Source organism: Paenibacillus oryziterrae (assembly GCF_042610485.1).
Lineage (GTDB): Bacteria > Bacillota > Bacilli > Paenibacillales > Paenibacillaceae > Paenibacillus_AQ.
In genome coordinates, this window is the sequence record NZ_JBGJZO010000008.1 from 169,563 (window position 1) to 183,857 (window position 14,295).

Consider the following 14,295-nt stretch of genomic DNA (forward strand, 5'->3'; position numbering starts at 1 on the left):
ATGCTGAAAAAGGTTCTGTATGGTACGCTTGCGATCGCTGTTGTGTTGGTGCTGATTACACGATTTCCTTCCCTGGGGAGCGTAAAAGAAGTTCAAGCTGCAACCAAGAAAACAGAGATCATTGTATCCGCAGCGGCAAGTCTGCAGGACAGTCTGGATAGAATAGCCGTTCTGTATGAGAAGCAGCATCCGGATATCGACCTGATATTTAACTATGGCGCTTCAGGTACACTTCAAAAGCAGATTGAACAAGGAGCTCCAGCAGACCTGTTCTTCTCGGCAGGGGATAAACAAATGGATGCTCTCGTTGCCGGCGGATTCATTACCTACCACAAAATGTTGCTGAAGAATCAGCTTGTTCTTGTAGTTCCATCCGACTCCCAATCGAAGATTACTACCATCACGCAGTTGACCGACTCAACCTTCAAAAAAATCGCTATAGGCCAGCCAGAATCGGTGCCGGCGGGTCAATACGCGCAGCAAGCCTTGACCGCCAAGAAGGTCTGGGAAGCACTGCAGGGCAAGCTGGTCTTTGCCAAAGATGTTCGTCAGGTATTATCTTATGTGGAGACCGGAAACGTCGATGCGGGATTTGTCTATAAGACGGATGCCTTAACCTCAAAGCAGGTGCGGATAGGACTTACTGTAGGTGCGCATGTGCATAAGCCGATCAACTATCCGGCAGGCGTCATCAAAGATTCTAAGCACCAGAATGAGGCGAAGGCATTCTATTCTTATCTTCAAACCAAAGAAGTGCAGGATATTTTTACAAGCTACGGATTTCTTCTTCCTTAAACACAAATTGAACTAAGCGGGTTGAATGGGATGGACATAAATTGGAATGATTTTCTGGCCCCGGTGTGGCTTTCGCTCAAAATCTCCATAGTGACCAGCGTTATTGTCTTCATTCTAGCTGCTGCTGCGGCAAAGGCGATGGCGCACCGGAGGTTTCCCGGCAGGAGCCTGGTGGAGACTGTACTGCTGCTACCGCTTGTGCTGCCGCCAACTGTCGTCGGCTTCGTGCTCTTGGTTATTCTGGGCCGGCGCAGCTGGATCGGAAGGTTATATGAGCAGTGGAGTGATCAGACCATACTGTTCACTTGGGGCGCCGCGGTAATTGCCTCAGTTGTTGTAGCGTTTCCGTTGGTCTACCGTACCGTAAAAGCGGGCTTTGAAGAGGTGGAGCGGGATTTGGAGGATGCTGCCCGTGCCCAGGGCGCCAGCGAGCTGCAGGTGCTGCGTTATGTATCGCTGCCCCTCGCAAGACGCTCTTTGGCAGCGGGATACATCTTGGGTTTCGCCCGGGGGCTGGGTGAGTTCGGAGCGACTATTATGGTCGCCGGGAATATTCCCGGACGGACACAAACCGTGCCGACTGCCATCTATGTCGCGGTGGACGGAGGGAATATGACCCTTGCTTGGATGTGGGTCTGCTCCATAATCGCTATTTCCGCCATCATGCTGATGTTCGTCAATCGCCGTACATGGTGACAGCCAAGACCTAGCGGGTCAGTTCATAGCAGCGTTAAACACAAGTCGCATTCTGGCAGATCTCATGCCGGATTGCGGCTTGTTTGCGTCTGAAATACTCGTGGTTACAGGGAGCAGCACCAGAGGGATTTATTTTATAAGTACGATGTGGAACAGCGGTCCGTTTACGGAGTCTCCACCCATGAGGTAACAATGATCCCCCCCAAAAAAAGAAGCCATCCCAAGTAGCCATTTCATGGCATATGGGACAGCCCCTTCTAAGTTTCATATAACACATTTCCTGAAGCGCTGAGATCGTACCCGTAAATCGATCCCAGCTCACTGCGGAAGTCCGATGAATGCAGGATATCAATCACGGATTGAATCCACCCCATATTCTCAGGATTCTTCAGCATGACCAGATCATAGCTCTCCTGAATGAGCGGGATGAATTCAATCCCATCCACAATTTTGGCGGCCTTTTCAATCCCGATGCCGACATCGGCTTCGCCCCGGGCTACCTTGCCCGCAACGGCCAGATGGCTGTTCTCAACATTCCCATAACCCTGTATGTTACCAGGTGAAATTCCTTGCAGGCGAAGCTGCTCATCCAGCAGTACCCTTGCGCCCGAACCGCGTTCCCGGTTAACAAGGGTAAGTCCTTCCTGCCGTAAATCTGCCCAGCCTGCGAGTTCTTTAGGATTCCCCTGCTTCACATAAAACCCCGCGCTGCGGGTCAGCATGTGTACCACAATATAAGGAAACCCGACCAGCAGTCTGCGGATATAGGGGAGATTGTATTCACCTGTATCCCCATCCAGCAGGTGTGTACTGACGATATCAGATTCCCCGTTATACATAGCAATCAGGCTGTCCAGACTACCTGCATACGAGCGGAGTGGCCGGTCGGAAGGGAGACTGCGTTCCAGATACGTAGCCAGTATATCAAGGGACATATCCTGGCCGGTTATGACGATATTACGGGCTTGTTTGCCAGGCTGCTGGGACTCTGCCGGCCGTGAAGCTGCCGGAGACAGCCCGGATAAAGACGATATAGGTACATTGGAAGCAGGTGAAGCACCAGTGTTTTTGCCCGCAGCATTCCCGTTTCGTGAATGCTGCTTATAGGCCTCCAGATCCGAGGCATCGACCCGCATCTGCTTGCCTACCCGGTACGAGGGCAGCTCACCCTTTTTGATCAGATCATATACCTTCAATTTAGAAATTTTCAGTAGTCCGGCAATCTCTTCTGTGGTATAGGATGTTTCTTGAGACATAACGTTCCTCCTGGGGTAACGATATTAATCTGCGCATATAGCTTATAAGCCAAACACTACCTTAATTGATCCCGCTGTGCAATGAGAAACGGTATTTTTGAATTAACGTGAAACTTTTTATGAAAATGACTTATAATGAATAACAAAATACTGATTGATAGAGATAGGGTGACGGATATGACATTGATTGAGAAAAGAGAACACCGGCAGTATCCGGAGATTACCCGCCTAGAAACTTCACGTGCCGCCTATGAACGCGATTATTCGCGACTGATTCATTCGCCGACCTTCCGCCGTCTGCAGGGTAAATCACAGGTTTTTGGTGCGGGGACGGGTGATTATTACCGTACGCGTCTGACCCACTCACTGGAGGTGGCGCAGATTGCCCGTGAGGCAGCCAAAAGTCTGCTGCGGTCTTATCCCGAAATAGAGACGGGACAGGCAGAGAACCCGGGCCTGGTGATAGATCCGGAGGTCGTAGAGTGTGCGGCTATCGCACATGACTTCGGGCATCCGCCTTTTGGACATAAAGGGGAAGAGGTGCTTGATCATATCCTCGATAATCTGATTGAAGCGAAGACGCAGGAGACCACGCTCCTGACAGGCGCCGAGCCCGTGCAGCAGCGGGTGATCCATGAGAACATGCGCCGGAAATACGAGCATTTCGAAGGCAACGCCCACAACTTCCGTCTGATCATGTTCCTGGAGAAACGCGAGAATATCGACGGACTGAATCTGTCGGATGCGGTGCTGCTGGGCATCAACAAATACCCTTTTCCGGGGACGGTGCTCAAGAAAGGCATGTACCTGCATGAGTGGGAATATATCTCATCGATCCGCAGCCAGTGGGGCATCCCCGAGGGCAAAAAAACGCTGGAAGCCCAGCTTATGGACCTTTGTGATGATATCGCCTATTCCGCACATGATCTGGAGGATGGCATTAAAGCCGGCAAAATCGAAGTGCATGAACATTTCATGCATGACCCGTATATCCTGCGGCTGATCGTTGAGAAGATCACAACGCTTGAGGATGCCTTCTGGGAGAACTGGTCGGAGGACAGCATCCGGGTCAAAGTGGAGGAAGTCCTTACTTCATTCCTTCGCGTATGGATGGAGAAGATGCCTACATGTGAAAATGATTACTCCCGTACCCGCCGCGAGGTTAAGGCCTACTGGGTAAGTACGTTTGTGGCTAGTCTTGGCGTCATACCGGATGGGGATTGGAAGAAGGTTACTTTCATCAAAGAAGGTAAAGAAGATGAGGATATGCTCCGTACTGTGAGTGTACTCAAGAGCTTTGCATGGGTGACGATGATCCGGGATCTACGCGTACAGCGGCTGCAAAAAAGAAGTGAATGGATTCTGCATCGCCTCTGGAAGGCATTTCTCGATCCGGACACCTCCAAAGCCATTATCCCGACGGATTGGCTGCAGCGTTTTGAGAAGGACCAGCGGCAGGCGAGGCCGATCTGGACCTGGGAGCATATGGTCATTGACTATATTGCCGGGATGACAGATGCTTTTGCTGAAAAGATCTACAATGAACTGTACGGATTAAAGGTAGGCTCAATATACGATTTGGATTAGTAGATGGCAAAAAATTCCGAGTAAAGTAAAAGGCGTTCCCTGCCGAAATATAGGAGGGGCGTCTTTTTATTTGCTCAACTATGAAAATAGAATGTAATGAATGTAAGCGTTTGTAAGTTTACGATATCTCAGAGGGAGGCATTAATTTGAAAGCAAGATCATGGTTTAAGCGTGTAACTAGTGGACTAACCAAAGAAAAGATTAAAGATATATTTAAGGGACGGACTGAAAGCATTGGAGGTAAAATTGGTGCGGGTTATGCTGTACTGGCGTTTTTGGTGCTCGTCATGGGGTCGGTATCACTACTTCAAGCGAACGGAATGCAGAACAATACATCGGATATTGTAGAGAACACAATGCCTGCACTGGAAGATATTCATGAGGTGAACTATAACACAGAGCATATCATGTCAATAAGCATGCAGCATATCCAAAGTACGGACTCCGCGGAGAAGGGAGTGCTCGTGAAGGAAAGAGATGAATATATCCGGCTGGTTGCCGATGCTATGAAGAGCTATAGCGATCTAATGGGTGACGGCAAAACCCGGGAGCAATTTCAAGCGATGAGAAGTAAATGGGATGAGTACCTGACCATTAACAATCAGGCCATGAAGTTAAGCGATTCAGGTGATAAGGAACTGGCGCTTGAGGTCTCAGCAAAAGGAATTACCGCATTTAATGCGATGAAAACCGATTTGAAGGCTCTTGTTGAGCTCAGCAAAGCGGACTCTGCCGCCAAGGGAGAGCGTGCCGTAAGTATTTTTCATTCCTCGATTATTCTGATCATTATTACGATTATTGTGGTGAACGTAATGATCTGGTTTATTAACCGTTTCATCCGAAATACGCTGATTACTCCGCTCATTGCCGTGACGGGACATATTCGCCAAATTGCTGCTGGAGATCTGACTTCCGAGGACACACTTATCGGCAACATAGACGAAATTGGTGTGCTCGCGAAGACCGTCAACGACATGAATAAATCGCTGCTAGGAATGGTTACCCGGATTCGTGAGGTCTCAGAGATCATTGGCGGTCATAGCGCAACCCTTGCTCAATCTATTCTGGAGACCAAAGAAGGCAGCGTTCAAATTTCATCCACGATGGAGGAATTGGCTCAAGGTGCAAGCAGCCAGGCTGAAGCGGCCGCAGATGCTTCGAAGGCGCTGGAAGAACTTAATGCTCAGATTGAAGCGGCAGCAGGCAGAGGTAACAAGCTTGCACATCATTCAGAACAAGTATTGCTGAAAGGCGACCGGGGAAGCGAGCTGATGGAGAGCTCCGTTTCACAGATGGAAGAAATTTCGGAAGTGGTCTCACGGTCTATGGATACACTTGCGGAGCTTAACCGCAAGAACGAAGGGATTTTCCGGCTGGTCGGTTCTATCCGTTCCATCTCCGAACAGACGCATTTGCTGGCCATCAACGCTGCAATAGAAGCAGCGAGAGCAGGAGAGAGCGGACGTGGTTTCGCGGTTGTCGCCACGGAAGTGCGGAAGCTCTCGGAGGATGTTCAGCGTACCGTTGATGAAATAACGGGTATAACCCAGGGCATACAGCATGATTCTAAAGCGGTAGTTAACCATCTGCAGGATGGAGTCCGCAAGACGGAGGAAGGCAGTAGACAGATCAAAGAGACGGGTGAAGCGCTGGAGGAGATTAATAAATCCGTTAGTATTATGGCGGAGACGATTGGCGAAGTAGGGAACGACCTGCAGCGGATGACACTTTCCAGTGAATCCATGAACGAATTCAGTCATCATATCTCGGCGTTATCACAGCAATCAGCCGCAGCGGTGGAGGAGACTTCAGCTTCAGCCCATCAGCAGATGAGTGCTACGGGCGAAGTCGCTGAGGGTATGGAATATTTACAAACGTTGTCCGAAGAGCTTAAGGCATCCGTGTCCCGATTTCAGGTGTAAACCTGAATCTGCCCAACAATGAAAAGCCTCCGGAAGCGTATTTACGATAACGTAAATGCCACTCCGGGGCTTTTTATGTGTTTGTAGAATAAAGGGTTGCCTTCTAGGGAAGGGCTAGTACCCACGGCTGTAATCTACAATATTGCGTGAAGGAGCTCCCGTTGACTGGTAGGACTTCAGGTTGTCTAAGAAGATGTCTACGACACGGTCGGCGTACCGGTCCGTAGCCCCTGCACAATGGGGAGTAATCACTACTTGTTTCATGGTCCAGAGAGGGTGATCGGCTGGTAGAGGCTCAGTCTCAAATACATCCAGTCCGGCACCGGAAAGGTGTCCGCTATTTAGTGCATCCATTAGATCTTCCGTGCTCGTAGTGGCTCCCCGTCCGATATTAATATAATAGCCGCCCGGCCTGCATGCAGCGAATATCGACTTATCAAACAACTCCCGAGTCTTGTCAGTTAAAGGAAGTGTGTTTATAATAAAGTTTCCGTGTCTCACGGCTTCCTTTAATTGGTCAGTGGTATACATCGTATCGAAATCGGCCAGATGCGTTCCAGAACGGCTGACACCGATGGTCTTCATCCGGAAAGCTTTGGCGATTCTGGCGGTTTCTCTTCCGATGGCACCTGTACCAACGATAACAGCTGTTTTATCGGTCAGCTCACTTTCGGTATTGTCGGAATTCCAGATCCCGGCATCCTGATTGCGGATGGCGGTGTGCAGGTTACGTGTGAAGATCAGCATAAACCCGAAGATGACGGCGGTAATCGGCTCAGCATGCACGCCGCTGGCATTGGTCAGAAGGATGCCCTGCTCTTCAAAGCGTTCAAGTGGAAGCTTTTCTACACCAGCAGACCATGTCTGTATCCAACGAAGCGGTGTGCCGCTTCGGAGCATAGTGTCGCTGATGCCCTTGGCCCAGCCGATAACGATTTCTGCTTGGCTGAGCAGCTCCATATCCGGATTCTTCGCATCGGTAACCGTAAGTGTGTAATCCGGAGCAGCTCTTGTGATACTCTCCTGCTGCTGGGGAGTCAAGGGCTGCAAACATACAATCGATTTGGTCATTTAGATTTCCTCCAAATATTTGCGATAGATGAGAAATGATAAAGCCTATGGTGTTAAGGATATCAAATCTACCGGAAAAGGTGAAATTGCGATGGATCGGAATGTACGGGATAAAGATTCAGAACGATTGTTTGTGGCAGTAAAAATACCCGCCAAAGAGCGGGCCGCACTAAGCCATACATGTGGGCACTTAAAGAGTGAACTGAGTTTTGCCAAATGGACGCATGAAGAGGATTATCATATCACTCTGCAGTTTCTTGGAGATACGGCAGTATCCCAAATTCCTGCCCTTACCGCAGCACTCAAGAAAGCGGCAGGCGGCTTATCGCCATTCGGCTTGAGTGTATCCAATTATGGAACCTTTGGCGTGCCTTCATCGCCCCGCGTACTCTGGGCAGGCGTTCGAGGCGATCTGGATTCATTACATGAATTACAGCAGGCGGTTTGCGCAGCGACACTGCCGCTTGGCTTCACTGGCGAGGAGCGGAAATACAGCCCGCATATCACGCTGGCACGGAAATATAGAGGAGAACAGCCACACTTCGCAGAGCGGCTTCGGGCTCTGCAGCTAATGGATAAGGAATCGGGAGAGGTTGTCAACAACAGGGACTGGAGCGTCGATGGCATCGTTTTATTTGCCACAAGGATGCATAAGAGTCCGATGTACGAGATTGTTGAGAACATTACATTTTTTGAGAGATAAAGAGTATGAATGACGTAGTGTAACTTTGTTATATTTACAGAAAATCATCAAAAATGTATTCAAACCTCCCATTTTCGGTTACATAGAATAGGAATGTGCTGGCAATAGGAGGAATAATATGTTGATATTTAAACAAAGCCGCTATGTAGCGCTGTTGGTTAGTGTTATATTAGTGTGCTTCTCAGCGATAACCCTGATGAACCCGGGAGCCGTCTCGGAAGGGAAGCAGAGTAGAGTACAAATGGTTAAACTGCAATCACCAGGACTTAAGGGGAATCTGCCGATGGCAGGCGAAGTCAGCGATATAAGGACCAAGCAGAAGGCCCAGACGAAACTCAATATAGCAGCAGCGGCGTTTATCCCAGTCTGGGAAGCCCGGACAGAGCTGCTAGTCACAGAAAGCATAAAGGAAGAAGTCCCAGCAGCACCCGTGAAAGCTAGTGCAGCTTCTGCTTTTGCTGCCGCACCAACAACGGTGAAGCCCAAGATTACGGCTGCGGCGGGGGTACATCAGACAGTACAGAAGATTACAGCATCTCAGCAAAAATCCCCCACTACATTATTCTTCACACGGACCATGCTATTAAACCAGGAAGAGCAGAGCAAGGCTACCTGGATCTACGCTGTATCCGAAGAAGAAGTGCTTCTGCTACAGAAAATTGTGATGGCAGAGGCAGAGAGCGAACCGTACCAGGGCAAAGTGGCAGTTGCCAACGTTGTTCTGAACCGTCTGCGGTCCGCTAATTTCCCAGACACGATCAAGGATGTTATTTATCAGAAAAGCCAATTTAGTCCTGTGGCGAACGGGCGTCTTAAGCGCGTACAGCCAAACGAGGATAGTATTCGTGCTGTCGAGGCAGCTCTCTCCGGAATAAAAGAGGTTTCGGACGATACTTATTTTTTCCTTTCTCTCAAACTTGCCCAGGATCTTACCGTGCATCATTCCAGAACCTATGCCAAGACGATAGGGAATCACACTTTCTACAAATAGTTCATTTTGCCGATTTAGGGTAAACTAGTGATATGAACATTGGAGGAGGAGTGTGGCTTCATGAAGATCACGTACTACGGACATTCCGCATTGTTAGTTGAATCTGCAGACACAAAGGTAATAATCGATCCCTTTCTATCGGGCAATCCTTCGTCAGGAATATCACCGGATGATATTAAGGTAAATGCCGTTCTGCTGACCCACGGTCATTCTGACCACTTTGGTGATGCCCTTGCGATCTCGAAGAATAATGATTGCCCTATCTTTGCGGTGTACGAGCTGGCGGAATATTGCAGGATGAAGGGAGTAAAGGTCAAGCATATGAATATCGGCGGGTCCCATTCGTTTGGCGGATTCACCGTTAAATATACGCAGGCTTTTCACTCGTCTTCCATTAAGGAAGGAGAATTCTGGATCTATGCGGGGCAGCCTGCAGGAATTCTGCTGACCATAGCTGACCAGACGCTGTATCATGCGGGAGATACTGCCTTGTTCGGGGACCTGCGTCTCATCGGAGAGCGAAATGCCATTGACGTAGCTGCCCTGCCAATAGGAGATATGCTGACGATGGGGCCGGATGATGCGCTGCTTGCAGCCCGCTGGCTGCGAGCAGGTAAGATCATTCCGCTGCATTACAATACCTTCCCTGATATTGCTCAGGATGGAGCTGCGTTCTGCGACCGGCTGCGCCAGGATGGGATAGAAGGTTACCCATTAGTTCCAGGTGAGAGTATCGAATTATAAGAGAACAGGCAGACCATTAGGGTCTGCCTGTTTTTAGGTTACAACAACCGCTTCTTCGCTGCGGCTAGGGGTGTATGAAGGTTTTAGTTCTGTTGCCGGTGCGGGGTTACCGAGCATTTCCAGCACGGTAGCAGCGCAATTTCGCGGCTGGTAGCGTTCCGGTGACAACCGCCGTTTCCGCTGTTCCTCAAGAGACGTGTACTCACGAAGCAATAGCCGATACCATTTATCTACGACGGATGAATCCAGTACTTCGGCGAGTCCGAGCTCTACAAAGTACTGGCAGTTCTTCTCTTCCTGCCCGGGGATCGCCTTGTAGAAGAGCATGGGTATACCTTTGGCCTGGCCTTCGGTACAAGTCATACCGCCTGGCTTGGTAATGAGCAGGTCAGAGGCATCCATCAGCTTGTTAATTTCGCTGCTGTAGCCGATGATCTTGACATTAGGATGATGGAAGAGCGGATTCGCCCGCATTTTAGCTACCATCTTTTCATTACTTCCCATACAGAAGACCAGTTGTATATCATCCATTCGGGCTGTCAGGGAATCCATGACGTCTTTGCCGAACATCAGCCCCCAGCCTCCGCCCATGATCAGTACTGTCGGAATATCGGCGAGCCCTAGCTCCTTGCGCAGCTGCGTCTTGTTCGAGCGCTCCCAGAACTTCGGATGAACCGGGATGCCGGTTACTGTTACAAACTCTGATGGGATGCCGCGCCCGGTTAGAATCGACTTGACCCGAGGAGTGGAGACAAGATAACGGTTCACCTCGGCGTTGACCCAGCTGCCATGAGCATCATAATCTGTAATCAGAGTGTATAGCGGCACGTTCAGCCCGCGGCGCTTCAGCCTCGAAATGACAGCGGCCGGGATTGGATGGGTGCAGATAATTAAATCGGGTTTAAGCTGTTCGATAACCTGTGAGGCATGAGTATAAAAGATCCGGTGCAGTGCAAGCTTGGTTAACCGGTTCAATGATTTATGATATTGTGTCTTATACATCATGCCGACCAGTTTCGGTTGGCTGCTGACGGTTTTTCGGTAAGCGGAAAGAATCCAAGGACCCACCGTTGGGTTAAGGAACCGACCCAGCTCGATGACTCTGCATTGGACATCCGGATTCAGCAGCTTAATTCCTTCGGCGAGAGCATAGGCTGCCCCTGTGTGGCCCGTACCGAAGCCTTCCGAAAACAGCAGTACTCTTTTCTTTCGCATAAGTTCACCTGCTACTTTCCTTATCAATAAAATTACGATGTCTCTACTATTATATACGAATTAAGTTCTATACTCATCTCACATTATACAAATAAGACGTAAATAGAAAGTTAAAACACTGCAAAAAATAAAAAATAAAAGATTTGCCCAGGTATTGCAATGACGAAAACAAAGTGCTAAAGTAGTTTATGACCGAGTGACCAGATTAGTAAATTGGTCAGAACGCTTATACCATTGATCTTTTTGAGAAAGGAAGTGCACAGTGGCTGTGGTGGACCGAAGGCAGCAGGTGCTGCAGGCTGCGACCAAATCTTTTTCTTTATTTGGCTACAAGGCAACTACAATGGACCAGGTCGCGAAGATTGCCAATGTGGGTAAAGGAACGATTTACACCTTTTTTACGAATAAGGAGCAGTTATTTGATGAGATTCTGCGCGATGTAGTGACAGAGATGAAGCATATCGCCGAACGGGAGATCAGACGAGATAAGCCCTTTTTTGATAATCTGCACCGGGTGCTGGATGCCCTGCTGGAATTTCGGAGCGAACACGAGCTGTTCATTAAGCTGTCTCAGGAGAGCCGTGAATTTGGAACACCTCAAGCCGGTGAAGGGCTCGATAAAATCGAGAGCGTTGTGCTGGAATATTTGGAACATGAGGTGGAGCACGCCATCCGTCAGGGAGAGATCAAGCCCTGCGACCCCAAAATCGTCTCGGTAGTCATGTTCAGATTATACATCGTTCTGACTGCTGAACTGAATAAAGTGCATGCACCCCTTGATAAAGAGCAAATCAAGAACTATTTTCAATTGTTTTTGGCTGAAGGGTTGGCACAATAAAGCTAGAGCGGATAAAAAAAAGCCGAAAGGCATTTTTTTATGAGATTAATTGACCGATTGGGGAAAATAGTCACTTCGTGTTTCTGAATTTAGTGAGTTTGTTTCACTAAAAATTTATCTATAAAGAGAGTATATGACAAGGAGAGAACCAGAATGAAATCATTATCCGTATTTTTTAAGGATCTCGGTGCGGCGATAAAGAATCCTAAAGTGTTAATCCCGATGTTTGTTGTCCTTTTCATTCCAGTACTGTACAGCGGATTGTTCCTGAAGGCTTTCTGGGACCCGTACGGCAAAATGAATGAGCTGCCGGTCGCTGTAGTTAATGAAGACAAAGGCGCAAGTTATGAAGGTTCGCAGCTTAGTGCCGGCAATGATCTGGTGGATGAATTGAAGAAGACCGATGGCTTTGAGTGGAATTTCGTTACCCGTGAGGTAGCGGAAGCGGGACTGAAGGACAATACCTATTATATGGCTATTGTGGTTCCTGAGGATTTCTCAGCGAACGCTACGACTCTGCTGGACCCTGAACCGAAGCAGGCCAGTCTGATTTTTGAACCAAACGAGGGTTATAACTTCCTTGCCGGTCAAATCGGTGGTACTGCAGTGAAAGACATTAAAGCGAAAATCTCGGCTAAAGTGACTGAAGCTTATACTGAATCCGTATTTGATAAGTTCACTGAAATCTCCAGCGGACTTGGCGAAGCGGGAGATGGCGCTGCGAAGATTGCTGATGGCGCTGGCAAACTTGATGATGGTGCACTTAAGTTAAACGATAATCTGCTGTTGCTGAAGGATGGTACCGGCAAACTGCTGAGTGGCGTTGATCCATTGACGAAAGGTGCGAGTGCACTGAGTAACGGTGCTACAGCACTGGAATCCGGCACAAGCAGTCTGGCTAGTGGGCTAAGCCAGCTATCGGGCGCGCATAAGCAGCTTCAGGCTGGTGTGCAACAGACTGCAGACGGCAGCAAACAGCTGAGCCAAGGGCTACAGCAGACGCTGGCTGGAACAGAACAGCTGCAAGCCGGAACCGCTTCGGCCGTGGAAGGTACAACAAAGCTGCAAGCCGGCACGAAATCTGTTGTTGACGGCAGCGCGAAGCTGGAAGCTGGACTTAAAGCTTCTACAGATGGCAGCACGAAGGTCACTGAAGGTGCCAAAGCGGTAGCTCAAGGGCTGCAGCAGCTGGCGAAGTCCAATCCTCAGCTGGCAGCAAGCCCGGATGTACAAAAGCTGCTGGCAGCAAGCCAGGCTGTTGCAACAGGCAGTGAACAGCTGCAGCAAAGCCAACAGCAGTTGGCGCTGGGAGCCACCCAGCTGCATGCAGGTTCACAGCAGCTTGATGCTGGTGTAACACAGCTGCATGATGGTGCTGCACAATTGAACGCTGGCAGTACACAACTGCTTGAAGGCCAGAAGAAGCTGGCTGAAGGCGCAGCAGCACTTGAGAAAGGCGGAAGCAAGCTTACCGCAGGCATGACACAATTCGGTGCGAAACTGAGCGAAGCTGCAGTGGGCGGAAGCAAACTGGCAGACGGCGGAAAAGCGCTGGGTGCTGGTGCATCGAAGCTGCTTGGCGGAGTTGAACAGCTGGGTAGCGGTATTGGTTCAGTAGCCGATGGTTCGAAGAAACTGGCAGCTGGTGCCGGTGAATTGAAGGACGGCATGGATCAATTGAAATCCGGATCAAGTGAACTGGCTTCCAAGCTTGGTGATGCAGCAGGGCAGACCAGTGCGGTGAACAAAACAGATGCGCTTGTGCAAATGTTCGCTCAGCCAGTAGTCATTGAAGAGCATAAGGTGAACGAAGTTCCGAATTACGGAACCGGGTTTGCTCCATACTTCCTGTCGCTCGGCCTGTTCGTAGGCGCATTAATTTGTACGCTTGTTATTCCAATGCGTAATTCAGAAGTTATTGGCGCTAGCCGATTTAACCGTTTCATTAGCCGGACACTTTCGTTCTCCATGATGAGTGTTCTGCAATCTCTGCTCGCAGCGATAGTACTCCTTTATGGACTTGGGCTTCATGTTCAAAATGTTCCACTCTTCTACGCATTCACCTTTATTACCAGCATGGCCTTCATGTGGGTGATTCAGGCGATTGTAACCTGGCTGGATCAACCGGGACGTTTCGTGGTCATTGTAGTTCTTATTTTCCAATTGACTACAAGTGCAGGAACCTTCCCGCTTGAGCTGATTCCGAACTGGATGAAGTTCTTCAATCCGCTGCTGCCTATGACTTATAGTGTCAGAGGATTCAAAGCGGTCATCTCAACCGGAGATTACAGCGCAATGTGGTCTGATGCCGGCTTGCTGGCCATCTACGGTGTGGCATTCCTTGCCCTCACTTTTGGTTACTTCATGACCCGTGACCGGGACACCGAAGTGGTTATGAATAGTGAACAAGTTTTGACTGTATAATCCGATAAAACAGAAAGTATAGGTCCATTCAAAAAGCCTCCTTACGGAGGCTT

Annotated in this window: 12 protein-coding genes; 9 read left to right on the forward strand and 3 right to left on the reverse strand. The window is 49.2% G+C overall.

Translation table 11 applies throughout. The features are described 5' to 3' along the window. Window positions 1–795 (forward strand): molybdate ABC transporter substrate-binding protein, encoded by a 795-nt coding sequence (gene modA, locus ACAN55_RS11530; RefSeq protein WP_379132342.1) that lies wholly within the window; start codon window positions 1–3, stop codon window positions 793–795. A gap of 30 nt (window positions 796–825) precedes the next feature. Continuing rightward, a complete protein-coding gene (gene modB, locus ACAN55_RS11535; RefSeq protein ID WP_379132345.1) occupies window positions 826–1,491 on the forward strand; it encodes a molybdate ABC transporter permease subunit in 666 nt (221 codons plus the stop codon). Between the two features lie 257 nt (window positions 1,492–1,748). Here the strand turns inward: modB and ACAN55_RS11540 are convergent, their stop codons facing one another. Continuing rightward, a complete protein-coding gene (locus tag ACAN55_RS11540) occupies window positions 1,749–2,747 on the reverse strand; it encodes a helix-turn-helix transcriptional regulator (protein ID WP_379132348.1) in 999 nt (332 codons plus the stop codon). Window positions 2,748–2,924: 177 nt separating this feature from the next. Here ACAN55_RS11540 and ACAN55_RS11545 point away from each other — a divergent pair, with 177 nt between their 5' ends. Next, the gene (locus ACAN55_RS11545) at window positions 2,925–4,334 is read left to right on the forward strand and encodes a deoxyguanosinetriphosphate triphosphohydrolase family protein (protein ID WP_379132352.1); all 1,410 of its coding nucleotides are present in this window, start codon (window positions 2,925–2,927) and stop codon (window positions 4,332–4,334) included. A 146-nt stretch (window positions 4,335–4,480) separates the two neighbouring features. Then, window positions 4,481–6,256 carry a methyl-accepting chemotaxis protein gene (locus ACAN55_RS11550; protein WP_379132354.1) on the forward strand — a complete coding sequence of 592 codons (1,776 nt, stop codon included), beginning with the start codon at window positions 4,481–4,483 and terminating at the stop codon, window positions 6,254–6,256. A gap of 114 nt (window positions 6,257–6,370) precedes the next feature. On the opposite strand, the gene ACAN55_RS11555 is transcribed toward ACAN55_RS11550, so the two are convergent. Beyond that, on the reverse strand, window positions 6,371–7,327 hold the full coding sequence (locus ACAN55_RS11555; protein WP_379132356.1) for a D-2-hydroxyacid dehydrogenase: 957 nt from the start codon (window positions 7,325–7,327) through the stop codon (window positions 6,371–6,373). A gap of 28 nt (window positions 7,328–7,355) precedes the next feature. Between ACAN55_RS11555 and thpR the strand changes: the two genes are divergently transcribed. From thpR to ACAN55_RS11570, 3 genes are all read left to right on the forward strand, one after another. Continuing rightward, the gene (gene thpR / locus ACAN55_RS11560; RefSeq protein WP_379132358.1) at window positions 7,356–8,030 is read left to right on the forward strand and encodes an RNA 2',3'-cyclic phosphodiesterase; all 675 of its coding nucleotides are present in this window, start codon (window positions 7,356–7,358) and stop codon (window positions 8,028–8,030) included. Window positions 8,031–8,148: 118 nt separating this feature from the next. Then, window positions 8,149–9,021, forward strand: a complete 873-nt coding sequence (locus ACAN55_RS11565; RefSeq protein ID WP_379132360.1) for a cell wall hydrolase — start codon at window positions 8,149–8,151, stop codon at window positions 9,019–9,021. A 60-nt stretch (window positions 9,022–9,081) separates the two neighbouring features. After that, window positions 9,082–9,765: a metal-dependent hydrolase gene (locus ACAN55_RS11570; RefSeq protein ID WP_379132364.1), complete on the forward strand. Its 684-nt coding sequence runs from the start codon at window positions 9,082–9,084 to the stop codon at window positions 9,763–9,765. A 33-nt stretch (window positions 9,766–9,798) separates the two neighbouring features. On the opposite strand, the gene ACAN55_RS11575 is transcribed toward ACAN55_RS11570, so the two are convergent. Then, a complete protein-coding gene (locus ACAN55_RS11575) occupies window positions 9,799–10,980 on the reverse strand; it encodes an MGDG synthase family glycosyltransferase (RefSeq protein ID WP_379132366.1) in 1,182 nt (393 codons plus the stop codon). Between the two features lie 262 nt (window positions 10,981–11,242). Between ACAN55_RS11575 and ACAN55_RS11580 the strand changes: the two genes are divergently transcribed. After that, entirely contained in the window at window positions 11,243–11,818 is a 576-nt protein-coding gene (locus ACAN55_RS11580; protein ID WP_379132370.1) for a TetR/AcrR family transcriptional regulator, read from the forward strand. Window positions 11,819–11,971: 153 nt separating this feature from the next. Next, window positions 11,972–14,242 carry a YhgE/Pip family protein gene (locus ACAN55_RS11585; RefSeq protein ID WP_379132372.1) on the forward strand — a complete coding sequence of 757 codons (2,271 nt, stop codon included), beginning with the start codon at window positions 11,972–11,974 and terminating at the stop codon, window positions 14,240–14,242. Window positions 14,243–14,295: the final 53 nt, after the last annotated feature.

Excerpts from the sequence above, each read along its gene's own strand:
- modA (WP_379132342.1), top strand. The coding sequence starts at position 1 with ATGCTGAAAAAGGTTCTGTATGGTACGCTTGCGATCGCTGTTGTGTTG.
- modB (WP_379132345.1), top strand. The coding sequence starts at position 826 with ATGGACATAAATTGGAATGATTTTCTGGCCCCGGTGTGGCTTTCGCTC.
- ACAN55_RS11540 (WP_379132348.1), bottom strand. The coding sequence starts at position 2,747 with ATGTCTCAAGAAACATCCTATACCACAGAAGAGATTGCCGGACTACTG.
- ACAN55_RS11545 (WP_379132352.1), top strand. The coding sequence starts at position 2,925 with ATGACATTGATTGAGAAAAGAGAACACCGGCAGTATCCGGAGATTACC.
- ACAN55_RS11555 (WP_379132356.1), bottom strand. The coding sequence starts at position 7,327 with ATGACCAAATCGATTGTATGTTTGCAGCCCTTGACTCCCCAGCAGCAG.
- thpR (WP_379132358.1), top strand. The coding sequence starts at position 7,356 with ATGAGAAATGATAAAGCCTATGGTGTTAAGGATATCAAATCTACCGGA.
- ACAN55_RS11565 (WP_379132360.1), top strand. The coding sequence starts at position 8,149 with ATGTTGATATTTAAACAAAGCCGCTATGTAGCGCTGTTGGTTAGTGTT.
- ACAN55_RS11570 (WP_379132364.1), top strand. The coding sequence starts at position 9,082 with ATGAAGATCACGTACTACGGACATTCCGCATTGTTAGTTGAATCTGCA.
- ACAN55_RS11575 (WP_379132366.1), bottom strand. The coding sequence starts at position 10,980 with ATGCGAAAGAAAAGAGTACTGCTGTTTTCGGAAGGCTTCGGTACGGGC.
- ACAN55_RS11585 (WP_379132372.1), top strand. The coding sequence starts at position 11,972 with ATGAAATCATTATCCGTATTTTTTAAGGATCTCGGTGCGGCGATAAAG.